Raw genomic sequence first — 19,518 nt, 5'->3', positions numbered from 1 at the left:
CTGTGGAAAGCTCCCGACTTCGTTCGGTCGAGCTACGCCCTGGCGCCTACGCCGGGGCGTTTTTGTTTGTCAGCCCCTTCTGAGCGGTCCTCATCACCCGGAAGGAGGCGAACGCACCATGCCGACGCCCAACAAGGCTGCATCGGTAGCCGAGCTCACGGACGCGTTCCAGAGCTCGAACGCCGCCGTGCTGACCGAGTACCGGGGTCTCACCGTCGCGCAGCTCAAGACGCTGCGTCGCTCCCTTGGTGAGAACGCCCAGTACGCCGTGGTGAAGAACACGCTGACCAAGATTGCGGCCAACCAGGCCGGGATCACCGCGCTGGACGAGCACTTCGCTGGTCCGACCGCGGTCGCCTTCATCACCGGTGACCCGGTGGAGTCGGCGAAGGCCCTGCGTGACTTCGCCAAGGAGAACCCGAACCTCATCATCAAGGCCGGTGTCCTTGACGGTAAGGCTCTCTCCGCCGACGACATCAAGAAGCTTGCGGACCTCGAGTCCCGCGAGGTTCTGCTCAGCAAGCTGGCCGGCGCGTTCAAGGGCAAGCAGTCTCAGGCTGCCTCGCTCTTCCAGGCGCTGCCGTCGAAGTTCGTCCGCACCGCGGAAGCGCTTCGCGTCAAGCTCGCCGAGCAGGGCGGTGCCGAGTAATTCGGCTCGCGCATTGATCCGCGCCGCCTAGTGCGTGGGTCGTAGCGGGCCGTTACGCCCGCCTCTATATACATCCGGCACCTGCCGAATTAGTGGAAGGATCGCCCATCATGGCGAAGCTCTCTCAGGAAGACCTCCTCGCCCAGTTCGAGGAGATGACCCTCATCGAGCTCTCCGAGTTCGTGAAGGCGTTCGAGGAGAAGTTCGACGTCACCGCCGCCGCGGCCGTCGCCGTTGCCGCCCCGGGTGCCCCGGGCGCCGGTGCCGCTGAGGCCGTCGAGGAGAAGGACGAGTTCGACGTCATCCTCGCGGGCGCCGGCGACAAGAAGATCCAGGTCATCAAGGTCGTGCGTGAGCTGACCTCCCTGGGTCTGAAGGAGGCCAAGGACCTCGTGGACGGCGCCCCGAAGCCCGTCCTGGAGAAGGTCAACAAGGAGGCCGCTGACAAGGCCGCCGAGGCCCTCAAGGGTGCCGGTGCCTCCGTCGAGGTCAAGTAACACCTCCGGGGCCCTCTGAGGCCCCATCCAAGGGCGATCACCCGTAAGGGTGGTCGCCCTTTGGCGTACCCGCAGTGCCTGACTTGCCCCTGCGTCGTTGGGGAGTAGGGTGATCATCGTTGCTCCGCGCCAGGGTCCCAGGATGATCCGCACGGAGCAGGGGGCCTTGACGAACGGGACCAGGCGCGCAATTCTCAGTCCCGTCGGCAGCTCGACCACCTCGATCCAGAATCCGAGGCATGGATCGGCTCCGAAGAGGGCAGTACTGATACGCACACTCTGAGTACGAGGGTCGCGACGTTACGACATGGGGAAGGCCTGTTGCCGGTTTCCGGAAACCTGGTCTGGACATCAGTGAGCCGAGTGGCTACACTGACCCTTTGCGCTGCCTGTTAGCTGTCCCCTGCCCGTCGCCAGGGACATGCCCACGCTGAAGCACACTTGGTTGAACCGTCCTGACCTGGCCTTTTAGCCGGATCAGGGGGTTGGTCTTCTGTGTCGGCTGGGACCGGTACGCGCGTAGTGAGTCCGAGCCCTCGGAAGGACCCCCTCTTGGCCGCCTCGCGCAACGCCTCGACCAATACGAACACCGGTGCCAGCACTGCCCCGCTGCGCATCTCCTTTGCAAAGATCAAGGAGCCGCTCGAGGTTCCGAACCTCCTGGCGCTGCAGACCGAGAGCTTTGACTGGCTTCTCGGCAATGCCGCCTGGAAGTCTCGCGTCGAGTCGGCGCTTGAGAGTGGACAGGACGTCCCCACCAAGTCCGGTCTGGAAGAGATCTTCGAGGAGATCTCGCCGATCGAGGACTTCTCCGGGTCGATGTCGCTGACCTTCCGCGACCACCGTTTCGAGCCGGCGAAGAACTCCGTCGACGAGTGCAAGGAGCGCGACTTCACGTACGCGGCTCCGCTGTTCGTCACGGCCGAGTTCACGAACAACGAGACCGGAGAGATCAAGTCTCAGACGGTCTTCATGGGCGACTTCCCGCTCATGACCAACAAGGGCACCTTCGTCATCAACGGCACCGAGCGTGTCGTCGTGTCGCAGCTTGTCCGTTCCCCCGGTGTCTACTTCGACTCCTCCATCGACAAGACGTCCGACAAGGACATCTTCTCCGCCAAGATCATCCCCTCCCGGGGTGCCTGGCTCGAGATGGAGATCGACAAGCGTGACATGGTCGGTGTCCGCATCGACCGCAAGCGCAAGCAGTCCGTCACCGTCCTCCTGAAGGCTCTCGGCTGGACCACCGAGCAGATCCTCGAGGAGTTCGGCGAGTACGAGTCCATGCGCGCCACCCTGGAGAAGGACCACACCCAGGGCCAGGACGACGCGCTGCTCGACATCTACCGCAAGCTGCGCCCGGGCGAGCCGCCGACCCGTGAGGCCGCTCAGACGCTGCTCGAGAACCTCTACTTCAACCCGAAGCGCTACGACCTCGCGAAGGTCGGCCGCTACAAGGTGAACAAGAAGCTCGGCGCCGACGAGCCGCTCGACGCCGGTGTGCTCACCACCGACGACGTCATCGCCACGATCAAGTACCTGGTCAAGCTGCACGCCGGCGAGACCGAGACGATCGGCGAGTCCGGCCGTTCGATCGTGGTCGAGACCGACGACATCGACCACTTCGGCAACCGTCGTCTGCGCAACGTCGGCGAGCTCATCCAGAACCAGGTCCGCACGGGTCTGGCTCGTATGGAGCGCGTCGTGCGCGAGCGCATGACCACGCAGGACGTCGAGGCGATCACGCCGCAGACCCTGATCAACATCCGGCCGGTCGTCGCCTCCATCAAGGAGTTCTTCGGCACCAGCCAGCTGTCGCAGTTCATGGACCAGAACAACCCGCTGTCGGGTCTGACGCACAAGCGTCGTCTCTCGGCTCTGGGTCCCGGTGGTCTGTCCCGTGAGCGGGCCGGCTTCGAGGTCCGTGACGTGCACCCGTCGCACTACGGCCGCATGTGCCCGATCGAGACCCCTGAAGGCCCGAACATCGGTCTGATCGGCTCGCTCGCGTCCTACGGCCGCGTCAACGCGTTCGGTTTCGTCGAGACCCCGTACCGCAAGGTCGTCGACGGTGTCGTCACCGACGAGGTCGACTACCTGACCGCCGACGAGGAAGACCGCTTCGTCATCGCCCAGGCGAACGCCGCCCTGAACGATGAGATGCGCTTCACGGAGAACCGCGTCCTGGTCCGCCGCCGTGGCGGCGAGATCGACTACATCGCCGGCGGCGACGTCGACTACATGGACGTCTCCCCGCGCCAGATGGTGTCCGTCGCGACCGCGATGATCCCCTTCCTCGAGCACGACGACGCCAACCGTGCCCTCATGGGCGCGAACATGATGCGCCAGGCCGTTCCGCTCATCAAGGCGGAGGCCCCGCTCGTCGGCACCGGCATGGAGTACCGCTGTGCGGTCGACGCCGGTGACTCGATCCGTGCGGAGAAGGACGGTGTGGTCCAGGAGGTCTCGGCCGACTACATCACCGTCGCCAACGACGACGGCACGTACACCACGTACCGCGTCGCCAAGTTCTCCCGCTCGAACCAGGGCACCTCGGTCAACCAGAAGGTCATCGTCAACGAGGGTGACCGGATCGTCGAGTCCCAGGTCCTCGCCGACGGACCGGCGACCGAAGAGGGCGAGATGGCCCTCGGCAAGAACCTGCTCGTCGCGTTCATGCCGTGGGAGGGTCACAACTACGAGGACGCGATCATCCTGTCGCAGCGCCTCGTGCAGGACGACGTCCTCTCCTCGATCCACATCGAGGAGCACGAGGTCGACGCCCGTGACACCAAGCTCGGCCCCGAGGAGATCACCCGGGACATCCCGAACGTCTCCGAGGAGGTCCTCGCGGACCTCGACGAGCGCGGCATCATCCGCATCGGTGCGGACGTCGTCGCCGGCGACATCCTGGTCGGCAAGGTCACGCCCAAGGGTGAGACCGAGCTGACCCCGGAGGAGCGCCTGCTCCGCGCGATCTTCGGTGAGAAGGCCCGCGAGGTGCGTGACACCTCGCTCAAGGTCCCCCACGGTGAGATCGGCAAGGTCATCGGTGTCCGCGTCTTCGACCGCGAGGAGGGCGACGAGCTTCCCCCGGGCGTGAACCAGCTGGTCCGCGTCTACGTCGCCCAGAAGCGCAAGATCACCGACGGTGACAAGCTCGCCGGCCGCCACGGCAACAAGGGTGTCATCTCCAAGATCCTTCCGATCGAGGACATGCCCTTCCTCGAGGACGGCACCCCGGTCGACATCATCCTCAACCCGCTGGGTGTCCCGTCCCGAATGAACCCGGGACAGGTCCTGGAGATCCACCTCGGCTGGCTCGCCAGCCGCGGCTGGGACGTCTCCGGTCTCGCGGACGAGTGGGCGCAGCGCCTCCAGGCGATCGGCGCCGACCAGGTCGCCCCCGGCACCAACGTCGCCACCCCCGTCTTCGACGGTGCGCGTGAGGACGAGCTGGCCGGCCTGCTCCAGCACACGATCCCGAACCGCGACGGCGAGCGCATGGTGCTCCCGACCGGTAAGGCGCGCCTGTTCGACGGCCGCTCCGGCGAGCCGTTCCCGGACCCGATCTCGGTCGGGTACATGTACATCCTGAAGCTGCACCACCTGGTCGACGACAAGCTCCACGCCCGTTCGACCGGTCCGTACTCGATGATCACGCAGCAGCCGCTGGGTGGTAAGGCGCAGTTCGGTGGTCAGCGCTTCGGTGAGATGGAGGTGTGGGCGCTTGAGGCATACGGCGCCGCGTACGCGCTCCAGGAACTCCTGACGATCAAGTCCGACGACGTGACCGGCCGCGTGAAGGTCTACGAGGCCATCGTCAAGGGCGAGAACATCCCCGAGCCGGGCATTCCCGAGTCCTTCAAGGTGCTCATCAAGGAAATGCAGTCGCTCTGCCTCAACGTGGAGGTGCTGTCCTCGGACGGCATGTCCATCGAGATGCGCGACACCGACGAGGACGTCTTCCGCGCGGCGGAGGAGCTCGGTATCGACCTGTCCCGGCGCGAGCCGAGCAGCGTCGAAGAGGTCTGACGGGCCTGGCCGGGGGATCCGACAGATCCCCCGGCCGCCCCGGGACCGTTCAGACCATGATTGAGACTCGACCCCGAAAGAGGGATTGACGCACAGTGCTCGACGTCAACTTCTTCGACGAGCTGCGGATCGGCCTTGCCACCGCGGACGACATCCGAACCTGGTCGCACGGCGAGGTCAAGAAGCCGGAGACCATCAACTACCGCACCCTCAAGCCCGAGAAGGACGGACTCTTCTGCGAGAAGATCTTCGGTCCTACCCGGGACTGGGAGTGCTACTGCGGCAAGTACAAGCGTGTCCGCTTCAAGGGCATCATCTGTGAGCGTTGTGGCGTCGAGGTCACGCGCGCCAAGGTGCGCCGTGAGCGCATGGGCCACATCGAGCTTGCCGCTCCCGTCACCCACATCTGGTACTTCAAGGGCGTCCCGTCGCGCCTTGGCTACCTGCTGGACCTCGCGCCGAAGGACCTCGAGAAGGTCATCTACTTCGCCGCGTACATGATCACGTTCGTCGACGACGAGCGCCGTCAGCGCGACCTGCCGTCGCTGGAGGCCCACGTCTCCGTCGAGCGCCAGCAGATCGAGAACCGCCGTGACGCGGACCTCGAAGGCCGTGCCAAGAAGCTCGAGAGCGACCTGGCCGAGCTCGAGGCCGAGGGCGCGAAGGCCGACGTGCGCCGCAAGGTGCGCGAGGGCGCCGAGCGCGAGATGAAGCAGCTCCGTGACCGCGCGCAGCGCGAGATCGACCGCCTCGACGAGGTGTGGGCCCGCTTCAAGAACCTCAAGGTCCAGGACCTGGAGGGCGACGAGCTCCTGTACCGCGAGCTGCGTGACCGCTTCGGCACGTACTTCGACGGCTGCATGGGCGCCGCCGCGCTGCAGAAGCGTCTCGAGTCCTTCGACCTGGAGGAGGAGGCCGAGCGCCTCCGCGAGATCATCCGTACCGGCAAGGGCCAGAAGAAGACCCGTGCGCTCAAGCGCCTCAAGGTCGTCTCCGCGTTCCTGCAGACCAGCAACAAGCCCAAGGGCATGGTTCTGGACTGCGTCCCGGTCATCCCGCCGGACCTCCGTCCGATGGTGCAGCTGGACGGTGGCCGCTTCGCGACCTCCGACCTGAACGACCTGTACCGCCGCGTCATCAACCGCAACAACCGCCTGAAGCGCCTTCTCGACCTCGGTGCCCCCGAGATCATCGTGAACAACGAGAAGCGCATGCTCCAGGAGGCCGTCGACGCCCTCTTCGACAACGGTCGTCGTGGTCGTCCGGTGACCGGTCCCGGCAACCGTCCCCTGAAGTCCCTCAGCGACATGCTGAAGGGCAAGCAGGGTCGATTCCGTCAGAACCTTCTCGGCAAGCGCGTGGACTACTCCGCGCGTTCCGTGATCGTCGTCGGTCCCCAGCTGAAGCTGCACCAGTGTGGTCTGCCCAAGGCCATGGCGCTGGAGCTCTTCAAGCCGTTCGTGATGAAGCGCCTGGTCGACCTGAACCACGCGCAGAACATCAAGTCGGCGAAGCGCATGGTCGAGCGCGGCCGCACGGTCGTGTACGACGTGCTCGAAGAGGTCATCGCCGAGCACCCGGTTCTGCTGAACCGTGCGCCCACGCTGCACCGCCTCGGCATCCAGGCCTTCGAGCCCCAGCTGGTCGAAGGCAAGGCCATCCAGATCCACCCGCTCGTCTGCACCGCGTTCAACGCGGACTTCGACGGTGACCAGATGGCCGTGCACCTGCCGCTCTCCGCGGAGGCGCAGGCCGAGGCCCGCATCCTGATGCTGTCCTCGAACAACATCCTCAAGCCGGCCGACGGCCGTCCGGTCACGATGCCGACGCAGGACATGGTCCTGGGTCTGTTCTTCCTGACCACCGACGGTGAGCTCCGTGACACCAAGGGCGAGGGCCGCGCGTTCGGCTCCACGGCCGAGGCGACCATGGCGTTCGACGCCGGCGAGCTCGCGCTGCAGTCGTCCGTCGACATCCGCTTCCCGGTGGGCACCATCCCGCCGCGCGGCTGGGTGCCGCCGGTCGCCGAAGAGGGCGAGCAGGAGTTCCAGCCGGGCGACAGCTTCCGTCTGCGCACCACCCTGGGCCGCGCGCTCTTCAACGAGCTGCTGCCCGAGGACTACCCGTTCGTCGACTACTCGGTGGGCAAGAAGCAGCTCTCCGAGATCGTCAACGACCTGGCGGAGCGCTACCCCAAGGTCATCGTGGCGGCGACGCTCGACAACCTGAAGGCGGCCGGCTTCCACTGGGCGACCCGTTCGGGCGTCACCGTGGCCATCTCCGACGTCGTCGTGCCCGAGGCCAAGAAGGCCATCGTCAAGGGCTACGAGGAGCAGGACGAGAAGGTCCAGAAGCAGTACGAGCGCGGTCTGATCACCAAGGACGAGCGCACGCAGGAGCTCATCGCGATCTGGACCAAGGCGACCAACGAGGTTGCCGAGGCGATGAACGCGAACTTCCCCAAGACGAACCCCATCTTCATGATGGTTGACTCGGGTGCCCGAGGAAACATGATGCAGATGCGACAGATCGCCGGTATGCGTGGTCTGGTGTCGAACGCGAAGAACGAGACCATCCCGCGTCCGATCAAGGCGTCCTTCCGTGAGGGCCTCACCGTTCTGGAGTACTTCATCTCCACGCACGGTGCCCGTAAGGGTCTGGCGGACACCGCCCTGCGTACCGCCGACTCGGGTTACCTGACCCGTCGTCTGGTGGACGTCTCGCAGGACGTGATCATCCGCGAGGAGGACTGCGGCACCGAGCGCGGCCTGAAGCTGAAGATCGCCGTTCGCGGCGAGGACGGCGTGCTGCGCAAGGCCGACGACGTCGAGACCTCGATCTACGCCCGCATGCTGGCCGAGGACGTCGTCATCGACGGCAAGGTCATCGCGCCGGCCAACGTCGACCTCGGTGACGTCCTCATCGACGCCCTGGTCGCCAACGGCGTCGAGGAGGTCAAGACCCGCTCGGTCCTGACCTGTGAGTCCGCGGTCGGTACCTGTGCCTTCTGCTACGGACGCTCGCTCGCCACCGGCAAGCTGGTCGACATCGGTGAGGCGGTCGGCATCATCGCCGCCCAGTCCATCGGTGAGCCCGGTACCCAGCTGACGATGCGTACCTTCCACACCGGTGGTGTGGCCGGTGACGACATCACGCAGGGTCTGCCGCGTGTCGTCGAGCTCTTCGAGGCCCGTACCCCGAAGGGTGTCGCCCCGATCTCCGAGGCCGCCGGCCGCGTGCGGATCGAGGAGACCGAGAAGACGAAGAAGATCGTCATCACGCCCGACGACGGCAGCGACGAGACGGCGTTCCCGATCTCGAAGCGCGCCAAGGTCATCGTGCACGAGGGCGACCACGTCGAGGTGGGCCAGAAGCTCACCATGGGTGCCACCAACCCGCACGACGTGCTGCGCATCCTCGGCCAGCGTGCCGTCCAGGTCCACCTGGTCGGCGAAGTCCAGAAGGTCTACAACTCGCAGGGCGTGTCGATCCACGACAAGCACATCGAGATCATCATCCGGCAGATGCTGCGCCGCGTGACGATCATCGAGTCCGGCGACGCGGAGCTCCTGCCGGGCGAGCTGGTCGAGCGGTCGAAGTTCGAGACCGAGAACCGTCGTGTGGTCACCGAGGGCGGTCACCCCGCCTCCGGCCGTCCGCAGCTGATGGGTATCACCAAGGCCTCGCTCGCGACCGAGTCGTGGCTGTCGGCGGCGTCCTTCCAGGAGACGACCAGGGTCCTGACGGACGCGGCGATCAACGCCAAGTCCGACTCCCTGATCGGCCTCAAGGAGAACGTCATCATCGGTAAGCTCATCCCGGCCGGTACGGGTCTGTCCCGCTACCGCAACATCCGGGTGGAGCCCACCGAGGAGGCGAAGGCCGCGATGTACTCGGCCGTCGGCTACGACGACATCGACTACTCGCCCTTCGGCACCGGCTCCGGCCAGGCTGTCCCGCTGGAGGACTACGACTACGGCCCGTACAACGGCTAAGAGCTCGTAAGAAGAAACCCCCCGCTGCTCCGAGAGGAGCGGCGGGGGGTTTCTTCGTCGGGGCGGTCAGGCGCGCCGGCGGGAGGCGATCGTGACGGAGACGAGGGTGAGCAGGGCCAGGGCGGCGCCGGCGAGGCCCGGGGTGAGGCCCTTCGGGGTGAAGGTGCAGGAGACCTTGTCCGTGCCCGCCGGGAGGTCCAGGGAGACCAGGCCGTGGAAGTCGCGGACCGGGGCGGAGCACTGCCAGCCGGGGACGTTCGTCATCGCCAGGACGGCGGTGCCGGTGGTGCCGCGTGGGAGGGTGGCCTCGATGCCGTGGCCGCCGATGTCGACCTTGGTCGCGCCCGTGGTGGTGAGGTGGCGGACCGCCGTGTCGAGGGCCGTGCGGTTCAGGCAGCCCAGCGGGTGGGTGCCGGCGGTGGCGTCCTTGGTCTGCGTCTTGACGGTGACGTCGAGCCGGCCCGATGCGGGGACCCGGCCGAGGGGGGTGACCCCGGTCATCAGGTCTTCCAGGGGCCGCTCGGTGCCGTCGGAGGTGAGGGTGCCGTGGATCGCGGGCGAGTACCAGAAGGCCTCGGAGCCGGGGGTGCACCGGGCTGCGTACGTCTGCTCCGTGGGGCTGCCGCCGCGGGTGGTCTCGGGGACCTGGTAGACGGTGGCGCCCAGGACGTTTTCCTGGCGGGCCCAGACGCTGTCGGCCGGGTTGGGCGAGGTGTAGGGGGCGGTGCGGACGGTCACCAGCGGGGGTGCGGGGAAGGTGGAGCCCTCCCAGGTGCCGGGGGCGGACCCGGGGCGGACGCGGGCGCCGATGGAGAAGATCGCGTCGAGCACCGGGTTGTCCGCGCCGAAGACGGTCCGGCCGTCGTTCTTGTAGCCGTAGCCGAGGGGTTCCAGGGCCTGGAAAGTGGCCTCGGGCAGGTAGCTGCTGTAGTACTGCGGACCCTCGGCGCGGAGGGCGAGGGCGTCGTTGTACGAGGTCTGAGGGGCGCCCGAGTCGGTCCGGTAGGCGGGCCAGCCGTCCACGCGCCGCACCGCGTCGAAGTGCTCGTTGACCGACCGGTTCGAGGTGGCGGTGGGCTTCGCCCAGCGCTCGCGGGCGCGGCGGACGTCCGCGTTGTAGGCGGCGACCGTCGACTCGGCGAAGACCACGCCGATCATGAGGGCCGCGGCGACGGGGACGAGGTGGCGGCGCTTCTCGCCCAGGGCGAGGAGGACGAGGGCCAGCAGGGAGACCGCGCCGCCGCCCAGGACGGCGGGCCAGGTCCAGCCGCCGAAGTCGTCGGCGTGGCGCAGGACGAACGTCGCCAGGACGAGGAGGGCCGTCGCCAGCGCCAGGTGGAGGGGGCGCGGCCGGTTGGCCAGGGCCAGCCAGGCGACGACCACCACCATGCCGCTGAAGACGAAGGCCTCGCGGTACGGGTTGCCGTTCGGGACCGCCAGGCCGTGCCACACGTACTGGGTGGGCGGGAACTGGAACGAGACGACCACGAGGACCGTCGCCGCGGCCCAGACCAGACGGGTCTTCGCCCTGATGCGCGTGTTGAGGAGGAACGAGCCCGCCAGGATCAGGCCGAGGGAGGCGATGTACAGGCGGGGCCGGCCGCCCCACAGGTGGGTCGCCGGGAGCATGCCCGCCAGGAGGAGCTCGATCCGGACCGGATCGAACGCGCCGGCCTCGGTGGGCTGCGCCGAGCCGCTGGAGAGGAAGGAGGGGAGGAGGAACGGGAGGGTGAGGAGGATGCCCGTGGTGGCGGCGGTCGCGGCGCGCCACAGGGCGCGCAGCCGCTGGGCGCCCGTCAGGTCGAGGGTGATCAGACGGATGGCCAGCAGGATGCAGGCGGCCATCGTCGCCATCATCGCGGTGTAGAAGTTCCCGAACCAGGCGAGCGCGACGAGCAGGGCCACGCCGGGCCAGCGCCGCTGCTCCAGGCACCACTCGACGGCGATGCCGAGCATGGGCAGCGCCACCAGGCCCCACAGCCACATCGGGATGTAGGAGGCGTCGCTCAGCGCCCAGCCGCACAGCCCGTACGTGGCTCCGAGCACGCCCCGCTGCCACCACGGGCCGGGGTGCAGCTTGCCGAGGTACACCGTCATCACGGCGGCCGCGGTGCCCAGCGTCACCGGGGTGATCGCGAAGACGGCCAGGTCCACGTGGGCGCGGGGGACGAGCACGGCGAGCCAGGAGAAGGGGTTGCCGAGGTACGTGTAGTAGTCGGACAGGAACTGCTGGCCGAAGCCGCCGCGCCAGGTGAAGAGCAGGTCGCCGGCGGCCTGGCCGTGGACGAGGTCCCACAGCGCCCGGTGGAAGGGGACGTACTGGTTGGCCTGGTCGTTGATGGCCCGGCCGGTGTTGCCGAAGGGGAAGGTGCCGCGCGCCACCCAGGCCGCGCAGAACGCGGCCGAGGTGATGAGGAAGGCGAGCAGGGGCCCGCGGAGCCGGGCCGCGCGGCGGGGGGAGCGTTCGTCCGGGCCGGGGGGAGGAGAGCCGACTGTCGTCGGCTCCGGTGCCACGGTGGCCAATGTCCTGCTCCCTGCTCCTCGACGGCAAGCCGCCAGTTTAGGTCGCGGGCAGGGGGCGGCCCGCCGGGCGGGCCGCCCCGGTGCGGGGACGGGCGGGCTACTGGCCGCCGCTGATCTGCCAGGCGGTCACGGCGACCGCGGAGACCGCTGCGAGCGCCGTCACACTGGCGAGTGGCCAGCGGGAGCGTTCCAGGGCGTCGAGGCGGGTCTCGTGATCGGCGAGCTGCCGGTCCGTCTGGTCGCTGCGCTGGACGAGCAGCGCGAGGGAACCGTCGACCCGGGCGAAGCCGGACTCCATGGTTCCGCGCAGCCGCTCCAGCTCCACGGCGACGGAGAGCGGATCGGGGTCGGTCATGCGCGGTCGCCTTCCTCGCGGAGCCCGTGCCCCTCGCGGAGCCCTTGCCCCTCGCGGTCCGCGGACTCGTTGCGGTCCGCGCGGATGGCGAGGGCGAGGAGCGCGCGGTCGGCGTCGTACGGCCATTCCGTGCGCAGCCAGCCGGGGAGTACGGCCTGGACGCCCGGTACGGCCATCACCCGGGCGAGCCCGCCGGCCACGGCGAGGGCGGCGGCCACCCAGGGGAGGGTGGCGGGGATGCCGGAGGTGTCGACGACGGCCGGCAGGAGCACGGCGATGGCCAGGGCGGTCTGGACGACGGTGCGCAGGGTGCGCTTGGCGGCGTCGGACATGGGGGACCTTCTTTCGTGGCTTCCGTGGCTTCCGTGGCTTCCGTGGCTTTCGTGGTGCGGGCGCGTCAGCCGGAGTACGGGACCTTCAGGGCGTCCCAGGAGGTGCGGCCCGGCCAGCCGTCGGCGTCCGAGCCGGTGTAGCCGAGCTTGCGCTGCCAGCGGGCGTACGAGCGGCGGTCGGCCTCCGACCAGCGGGGGCCGGGGCCCACGGAGTAGGCGGAGCAGCCCTCGGCGGCCAGGCGGCGGCCCATGGCGGTCACGATCGGGGAGTTCGGGCCCGCGGTGAAGAAGCCCGCGCCCGGGAACGGCTGGTAGCGCGGGGCGGAGGGGGAGGGGGAGGGGGCCGGGGTGGCGGTGCCGGACGGCCGGCCCGAGAGGCGGGCCGCGATGCGGGCGCGCATCGCGTCCATGGTGAAGCCGCGCGGGTCGGTCTTGGTGTTGGTCCACTCCTTGTGGCCGATCACGGAGGCGGCCTGCCAGCCGTGGGCGCGGCACAGGGCGGCGGAGGCGCGCTCGATGGCGTCGAGCTGGGCGTCCGGCCAGGGGTCGCTGCCGTCGCCGAGGTTCACGCACTCGAAGCCGTAGAAGTGCGCGTTGCCGTCGGTGTCGTTGCGGCGGGGGGCGGGCAGGGAGGTCTCGGCGATGACCGCGTTCAGCACGCTGCCGTCGCCGAGGCCGGCGTGGTTGGTGCGGCCGTGGCCGATCAGGTGGACGGTGCCGGCCTTGTCGATCACGCCGTGGCAGAGCGGACCGGGCAGCTCGTCGTAGCCGTCGCGGCAGAGGGCGACGCTGCTCTCGCTGCCGGAGCTCACGGTGTGGTGGACCACGATGCCGTTGACCGGGCCCCAGGCGCCCTTGTGGTTGCGGTTGTGGGTGCGCCAGCCGTCGTGTTCGACGACGTTCACCCCTTCTGCGCGGAGCGCGGCCAGGAGGGTGTCGGCGGTGAGTGGAGTGGCCATGGTGTCTCTCCTTCGGGCATGCGAAAGCCCCTCGCCGGGGTGGTGGCTCGGGGCCGGTTGCCTGCGGCGCGGGGCTGGTGTGTGCGGGGTGCGGGGTGCGGGGTGGGGGCGTGCGGGGCGGGCCGGCGTTTCCGGTGCGGGTCCGTTGCCGGGGCTCCGCCCCGGACCCCGCGCCTCAAACGCCGGCGGGGCTGGATTTGGGCCCGGCTGGGGTGGAGGGTGCGGGTGCTGCTGGCGGGGCTCCGCCCCGGACCCCGCGCCTCAAACGCCGGCGGGGCTGGATGTGGCCCCGGTGGGGCTGGATGCGGGTGCGGGCGGGGTCTTCGTCGGGGTGAAGCGGGCGCACAGGGCTGCGTATGAGGCGACGCGCGACTCGAAGTCGGCGATCGCCTCGGCGACCGCCGTGGCCACGGCGGTCTGGTCGGGGGCCACCGGGTTCATGCCGGCCGGGTACAGGACGACCTGGCCGGCTCCGCGCAGCTGGGCCCCGAGGGCGCCGTCCTCGGTGAACTGCGCGGTCACGTACACGGCCGGGTAGCCGCTGACCGGGTCCGGTTCGAAGCTGCCGCCGAGGCCGGCGTCGTACACGCGGATCTGGACGGTGTGGCCGGCCTCGGTGACGATGGCGCGGCCCGCGTAGTCGATGGCGATGCCCCAGGGCAGGGTCGGGTCGATGTTCATGTTCGGGTCTCCTTGCGGGGGTCGGCGCGGGTCAGCTCTGGGTGCCGTACATCAGCAGCGGCTGGGCGTAGACGAGCCCCGTGCCCGCCGTGACCCTCGCCTGCACCTCGACCTTGGCCGTGCTGGCGAAGCGGGCGCCGAAGTCGGGGGTGATCGCAGCGGTGCGGTCGAAGGACGTGGGGGTGGTGACCGGGTCACCCCACTGGACGTCGTCGACCATGACCCGGATCTGTCCGGTGACGCCGGCCGCGGCGGCGGTGGCGATCTGGATCCGCATCTTCGGCTGGAAGATCGGGTTGGAGGACCGGGCGATGGCGGTCCACGCGGTCTGGTTGGTCTGCGGCCAGCGGGCGGTGCCGAGGTCCTGCGGGGGCAGCATCGGGAGCCAGGGGCGGGCCAGGCCGCCGGTGACCACGTCGTCGGAGAGGACCTCGTTGCCGTAGGCGTCGAAGACGCGGACGGCCTGGTCGTAGTTGCCGGTGACGACGTTGCGGATGCTGAGGGCGGTCTTGCCGCTCTGCCGCTTGATCTCCATTCCGTACTCGGTGTCGGACCAGTAGCCGACGCCCAGGATCTGGTTGCCGCTGCCGGGCTCCCGGACCGAGAGGCTGCCGCCCTTCTCGATCTTCAGGGTGCCGTCGGTCACCGCGTTGAGCGCGGGGCGGTTGTTGACGGCCGTGGACAGCTGCTGGATCCGCCGCTCCATGGCGGTCAGCCGGTCGATGATGTCCTCGGGCAGCTGGGGCATCAGGCCTCCTCAAGGTAGAGCTCGGCGGTGTCCGGGCGGCCTCGCTCCGGCGGGGTGACCTTGACGCCGATGATCCGGTAGCGGGCGTCGAGGCCCTTGGAGAACCACTCGTCGGTGATCCGGATGCGGGCGGTCCGGCCGAGGAGCGTCGGGGGCACCATGTCGCCCAGCCGGATGGTGATCGCCGGGATGACGACGGCCCCGCGGGCCTGTGCCAGTTCGGCCTTGGCGAAGGACTTCAGCACGTCCTCGTCGGAGACCTCGTTGTGGTCCGAGGACAGGTCGATCCGCGGCCAGCCGCCCTTGATCAGGTCGTGGGCGACCTCTTCGCCGGAGATCCTCGGCCTCGAAGGCTTGGTCGGGTTGTCGTTGTCGGAGGCGCCGCGGGCCCGGGCGGTGGTGCCGCCGCGGGTGGCGTCGCGGGGGAAGGAGTACGAGAGGATCTCGCCGGGCCGGTCCAGTACGAGATCGGTCTCGCCCGTGTGGATGCGCGGGCTGCCGAGCCGCAGCCGGCGGGTGCGGGCCCCGTTGTCCGGGTCGCGGAAGACCGAGACGTACTGCTCGAACCCCTCATCCGACGCGGCCAGGGACTCGATCGCCTCCGAGTACAGCGTCTCGTCGCCGTCCAGCCAGGAGGCCGCACGGTACTTGCCGGACTTCTCCTCCCCGTACGTGACGCCGATGTCACCGCCCTCCGCGGACTGCATCGTGGTCCACAGCCGGCGCGCCGCCTCCAGGACGTCCATGGTGGAAGGGATGTCGATCTTCTCGCGGATCCGGCGCCGGGCCGCGTACGAATCGAAGCTCGCGGCCTGGATGGACAGGGAGACCACGCCCCGCTCGCTGCTCTGCAGGGTGCCGGTCCAGATGATCCCGCCCCACCACAGGTCGCCGCCGCGCTCCAGGTAGACCGCCGTACGGCCTTCCTCGATCCGGGCGACCCGGGCGGCGATGGCGGCGTCGGGCACCGGGATGGTGCCGGACAGGGCGCCGGGCTTGCCGATGTAGTCGTCGACGGAGACGTCCCGCAGGGGCAGGATGTCGATGGTCTGGTCGGTGCGCAGATCGCAGAAGATCGCGCGGTACGGAGCCTGGACGCTCACAGTGCGACCGCCGCCTCGTAGGTGGCGGCGCCGAGGATGGTGTGGCCCGCCGCCCAGGTCCAGGGGCTGACGGCGTCCGCGATGCCGGAGACCGTGACCGGGTCACCGGACGGCATGCCGGAGGCGATCTCCAGTTCGAAGAAGGTGGTCGACGTGCAGCGGATCCGGGCGATGGAGCGCTCCCGGGTACCCATCGTCAAGTCGGCGAAGCCGACGCACCTGGTCGCGGACGCCGCCTTGACCGGCAGGGTGAACCGCCAGTTGTCGGCGCTGGTGGCGCCGGCGCCGAAGTTGGTCGTCGTGCCGAAGGTGATGGCGAAGTTCATGTGGACGGTCGGACCCTGCTGGATCCAGCGGGCGACGACCTCTGCGTTGCCGAAGGACGGCGTCGCGGCGCCGGTGAAGGTGGTCCACGTCGGGGTCCAGTTCTGCCAGACCGGCTTGGCCGGGTACGGCTGCCAGGCCGTGCCGTCCCAGCGCTGCAGGCCGCCGTCGATGTCCCGGTACTGGCCCGGGTAGGCGCCGATGGCGACGTCGGTGGTGACCGGGAGGATGCCGCCCACGGCGACGGTGGCCGTGCGCTGGCCGGCGAGCGCGCCGGCCCACGGGATGCCGCCGTTGCCCGCGCTGGCGCCGGCCGGCACCGTGACGGTGTAGAGGGGGAGGGAGAGCGCGGGCGCCGCGGGGGCGACCGGAACCGGCGCCGGAGTGCCCTTGACGATCTCGACCACGGCCTCGGTGCGCCCGGACGCGTCGTACTCGTCGTCGTAGACCCGGATCACGATCAGGTCGATGCGGCCGTACTGGGCGTGCCCGTCGGCGAACGTCAGGCCCTGCGTCTGGGTCAGCGCGACCGGGTAGGCGCCCTGGGTGTCGGTGCCCTGGATGACGGCGCGGCCCGGGAAGACGGTCGCGCCCATCGCGGTGGTGCCGCTCACCGTGAAGCCGGAGATCCGGTACTTGCCGTCGCTGGAACCCGGCAGGACGCCGGAGCGGGTGGCGACGGGGGAGGTGGGGGTGAGGGCGCCGAGGGAGGTGACGCGCGTGTCGGAGCGGGTCTGGCCGGTGACGGGGAGCCAGGCGGAGCGGATGGGCATGGGTACTCCTTCGAAGCGGAGCGGACGGCGGTGGGACGGGGGCGAGGGCCCTCAGAGCTGGTCGATGCGGAGGAAGATGTTGTCGAACCAGGCCTTGACGCCCGCGACGCTCACGCGGTGCACCAGGGTCACCGTGTACGGCAGGTCGGCGGTCAGGCCGCCGAGCCGGGTGGTGGTCGACGCCGAGGTGGCCGGATCACCGGGGGTGGACGCCGAGCGCTCGTCGTCGGGGGCCTGGATCTCCGTCGAGCCCTGGGTCACCCGAACGCCCGTGTACGCGATGGCCGTGGCATTGCCGACGACCGACATACGGGCTCCGTAGGTGAGCAGCACCGCACCCGAGACGGGGGCGTTGAAGGTCAGCTGCTGCGAGACGACGGCGGTGTCCTGCAGGTTCGGGGAGAAGGCGGTCGCGGTGGTGAACCCCGCGTCGAGGCTCTCGGTGAACATCGGCACGGGGGCCGCGGGCAGCCACGAGGTGCCGTTCCACCGCTGGAGCACCCGCTGCGGGGTGTCGCGGTACTGGCCCACGTAGCTGGCCGTCGTCAGGGTGCCCTTGGGGGCGATGCCGCCGAGCGCCGAGGGGTACGAGACCCAGGCACTGCCGTCCCAGCGCTGGAGCGCGCCGGTGGTGTCCTGGTACTGGCCCGGGTAGGCGCCCGGGCTGACCTCGCCGAGGACCGGCAGGATCCCGCCCAGGGACACGACGGGGACGCGGAGGTCGGTGAGGGCACTGGCCCAGTTGATGCCGCCCTTGCCCGCGCTGGTCCCGGCCGGGACGGAGACGGTGTAGAGCGGGAGCGACAGCGGCGGGGCCGTCGGCGCGACCGGGGTGGCCGACGGGGTGCCCTGGATGACCTCGGCCACGGCCTGCCACTTGTTGGACGAGTCGTACGAGCCGTCGTAGATGCGCAGGCAGACCAGGTCGATGCGGCCCGACGTGGCGTCGCCGTCGGCGAAGCCCAGGACCATGTCCTCGATCAGGCTGACCGGGTAGGAGCCCTGCGGGTGCAGGCCCTGGATGACGGCCCGGCCGTTGTAGAGGGTGGCGGCCATGGCCGATTTCCCCTCCATCCAGAAGCCGGAGACCCGGTGCTGGCCGCTGTAGGAGCCGGGCAGGATGCCCGAGCGGGCCCGGATCGGGTCGACGGGGGTGGTGGCCCCCATCTGGGTGAGTCGGGTGTCCTCGCGGGTCTGGCCCGTCGGGGCCACCCAGCTGGCACGCAGGTTCATCGGTTAACTCCGTTGTCCGGGAGGAGGGAAGGGGAGGAGGAGGGTCAGGACCTGATCCACTCGGCGGCGAGCGAGCAGGCGTAGCCCGAACCGCCGAGGGTGCGCACGGCCACGCCGCTGTTCTGGTGCGCGTGCAGCTGGAGGGTCTGGCCCGCGGTGAGCTTGATCAGCGCCTGGCCGCCGACGGAGGTGGCCCCCGGGCCCGCGCCCACGAGCCAGGTGGCACGCTGGACTCCGGCACCGGCGACCATCAGGCGGGCGCCGCGGGAGCCGGTGTTCGAGTCGCCGGAGAACACGACCTGCCCCGACACCCGCCACCAGCCCGTGCGCGGGACGGTGTAGGTGTCGTTGCCGTTCCAGCCGGTCAGGTCGTCGACGTCGACGCCCTGCAGCGAGACCGCGTACCAGCCGCTGGTGCTGGAGGACGGGATGGACTGCATCGAGGTCTGGGAGACGCTGAAGAGCACCGCGGTGCGGCCCTCCGCGTACTGCCAGGCGGTGCCGTCCCAGCGCTGCAGGACACCGTTCGCGCCGTCGCGGTACTGGCCGGTGTACGTGCCGGCCGTCAGCCTGCCCGCCGGGGCGATGCCGCCGACCTCGGGCGGGTACGACACCCAGGTGGTGCCGTCCCAGCGCTGGAACTTGCCGCCCGCGTCGCGGTACTGGCCGGCGTACGCGCCCTTGAACCCGTCGGAGGGGACGATCCCGCCGAGCGCGACCGTCGGGTACCGCAGGTTCGTCTGCGCCTCCGCCCAGTTGATGCCGCCGCTGCCCGCGGAGGTACCGGCCTTGACCTTGACCGAGTACAGCGGGACGGCCGTGCCGGAAGGCGTGGCGGGGACCGCGGGAACGGCCGCCGGGGTGCCCTTGACCAGGCGGACCTGGGCCTCGGTCCGGCCGCTGCGGTCGTAGGCGTCGTCCAGGACGACCAGCTCGATCAGGTCGATCCGGTCCAGCTGGGGGTCGCCGTCCGCGAAGGTCAGGTTCTCCGGTGCGGTGACAGCCACCATGTAGGCGCCCTGGTTGGTGTCGCCCTGGACGACGGCGCGCCCGGTGCCGATGGAGCACTGCATGGCGGAGACCGGGGTGAGCTGCAGGCCGCCGGGGACGATGCCGGCCCGGGACTTGAGCGGGACGTTGGCCTCGAGCTGCCCGTTGGGGGTGAGCAGGGCCGACAGCGCGAGGCGGGTGTCCTCGCGGGTCTGGCCGCCGGCTGTCAGCCAGGCTGCCCGGACGGTCATGACGGGTTCCTCTCGTGAAGGGTGGGGAGCGGGCGGCCGGCCGGGTGGGCGGCCGGCCGGGGAGCCCGGG

The 19,518-nt window shown here is 69.7% G+C and carries 13 protein-coding genes and 1 pseudogene; 4 read left to right on the top strand and 10 right to left on the bottom strand.

Features of this window, described 5'->3' with window-relative positions:
- Nucleotides 1-118 precede the first annotated feature (118 nt).
- The 4 genes from rplJ (at nucleotide 119) to ACIGFK_RS38315 (ending at nucleotide 9,176) form a co-directional block, all read left to right on the top strand.
- On the top strand, nucleotides 119-649 hold the full coding sequence (gene rplJ, locus ACIGFK_RS38330) for a 50S ribosomal protein L10 (protein ID WP_030026650.1): 531 nt from the start codon (nucleotides 119-121) through the stop codon (nucleotides 647-649).
- 110 nt (nucleotides 650-759) lie between these two features.
- Nucleotides 760-1,146: a 50S ribosomal protein L7/L12 gene (gene rplL / locus ACIGFK_RS38325; RefSeq protein ID WP_376658100.1), complete on the top strand. Its 387-nt coding sequence runs from the start codon at nucleotides 760-762 to the stop codon at nucleotides 1,144-1,146.
- Nucleotides 1,147-1,698: 552 nt separating this feature from the next.
- On the top strand, nucleotides 1,699-5,181 hold the full coding sequence (gene rpoB, locus ACIGFK_RS38320) for a DNA-directed RNA polymerase subunit beta (RefSeq protein WP_376658099.1): 3,483 nt from the start codon (nucleotides 1,699-1,701) through the stop codon (nucleotides 5,179-5,181).
- Nucleotides 5,182-5,276: 95 nt separating this feature from the next.
- Nucleotides 5,277-9,176 (top strand): DNA-directed RNA polymerase subunit beta', encoded by a 3,900-nt coding sequence (locus tag ACIGFK_RS38315; RefSeq protein ID WP_376658098.1) that lies wholly within the window; start codon nucleotides 5,277-5,279, stop codon nucleotides 9,174-9,176.
- 66 nt (nucleotides 9,177-9,242) lie between these two features.
- On the opposite strand, the gene ACIGFK_RS38310 is transcribed toward ACIGFK_RS38315, so the two are convergent.
- The 10 genes and pseudogenes from ACIGFK_RS38310 to ACIGFK_RS38265 form a co-directional block, all read right to left on the bottom strand.
- Nucleotides 9,243-11,690 carry a YfhO family protein gene (locus tag ACIGFK_RS38310; RefSeq protein WP_400055545.1) on the bottom strand — a complete coding sequence of 816 codons (2,448 nt, stop codon included), beginning with the start codon at nucleotides 11,688-11,690 and terminating at the stop codon, nucleotides 9,243-9,245.
- Nucleotides 11,691-11,796: 106 nt separating this feature from the next.
- Complete coding sequence (locus ACIGFK_RS38305; protein WP_376658096.1) at nucleotides 11,797-12,054, bottom strand: hypothetical protein; 258 nt, start codon at nucleotides 12,052-12,054, stop codon at nucleotides 11,797-11,799.
- Between the two features lie 119 nt (nucleotides 12,055-12,173).
- Nucleotides 12,174-12,386, bottom strand: a pseudogene (locus tag ACIGFK_RS38300) (hypothetical protein); the annotation flags it as partial.
- A gap of 65 nt (nucleotides 12,387-12,451) precedes the next feature.
- Nucleotides 12,452-13,345: a peptidoglycan-binding protein gene (locus ACIGFK_RS38295; RefSeq protein WP_400055543.1), complete on the bottom strand. Its 894-nt coding sequence runs from the start codon at nucleotides 13,343-13,345 to the stop codon at nucleotides 12,452-12,454.
- Between the two features lie 261 nt (nucleotides 13,346-13,606).
- Nucleotides 13,607-14,026 carry an ATP-binding protein gene (locus ACIGFK_RS38290; protein WP_376658094.1) on the bottom strand — a complete coding sequence of 140 codons (420 nt, stop codon included), beginning with the start codon at nucleotides 14,024-14,026 and terminating at the stop codon, nucleotides 13,607-13,609.
- Between the two features lie 31 nt (nucleotides 14,027-14,057).
- A complete protein-coding gene (locus tag ACIGFK_RS38285) occupies nucleotides 14,058-14,774 on the bottom strand; it encodes a hypothetical protein (RefSeq protein ID WP_376658093.1) in 717 nt (238 codons plus the stop codon).
- Nucleotides 14,774-15,877 carry a hypothetical protein gene (locus tag ACIGFK_RS38280; protein WP_400055541.1) on the bottom strand — a complete coding sequence of 368 codons (1,104 nt, stop codon included), beginning with the start codon at nucleotides 15,875-15,877 and terminating at the stop codon, nucleotides 14,774-14,776. The genes ACIGFK_RS38285 and ACIGFK_RS38280 overlap by 1 nt, the downstream gene beginning before the upstream one ends.
- A complete protein-coding gene (locus tag ACIGFK_RS38275; protein WP_376658091.1) occupies nucleotides 15,874-16,974 on the bottom strand; it encodes a hypothetical protein in 1,101 nt (366 codons plus the stop codon). Before ACIGFK_RS38275 ends, ACIGFK_RS38280 begins: the two co-directional genes overlap by 4 nt.
- A 51-nt stretch (nucleotides 16,975-17,025) precedes the next feature.
- The gene (locus ACIGFK_RS38270; RefSeq protein WP_376658090.1) at nucleotides 17,026-18,207 is read right to left on the bottom strand and encodes a hypothetical protein; all 1,182 of its coding nucleotides are present in this window, start codon (nucleotides 18,205-18,207) and stop codon (nucleotides 17,026-17,028) included.
- Nucleotides 18,208-18,251: 44 nt separating this feature from the next.
- Entirely contained in the window at nucleotides 18,252-19,448 is a 1,197-nt protein-coding gene (locus tag ACIGFK_RS38265) for a hypothetical protein (protein WP_376658089.1), read from the bottom strand.
- Between the last annotated feature and the right edge of the window lie 70 nt (nucleotides 19,449-19,518).

This window comes from Streptomyces sp. NPDC085524, from assembly GCF_044541755.1.
Lineage (GTDB): Bacteria > Actinomycetota > Actinomycetes > Streptomycetales > Streptomycetaceae > Streptomyces.
Note: the sequence above shows the minus strand (reverse complement) of the source record. Positions and strands in the feature narration are given on the sequence as shown.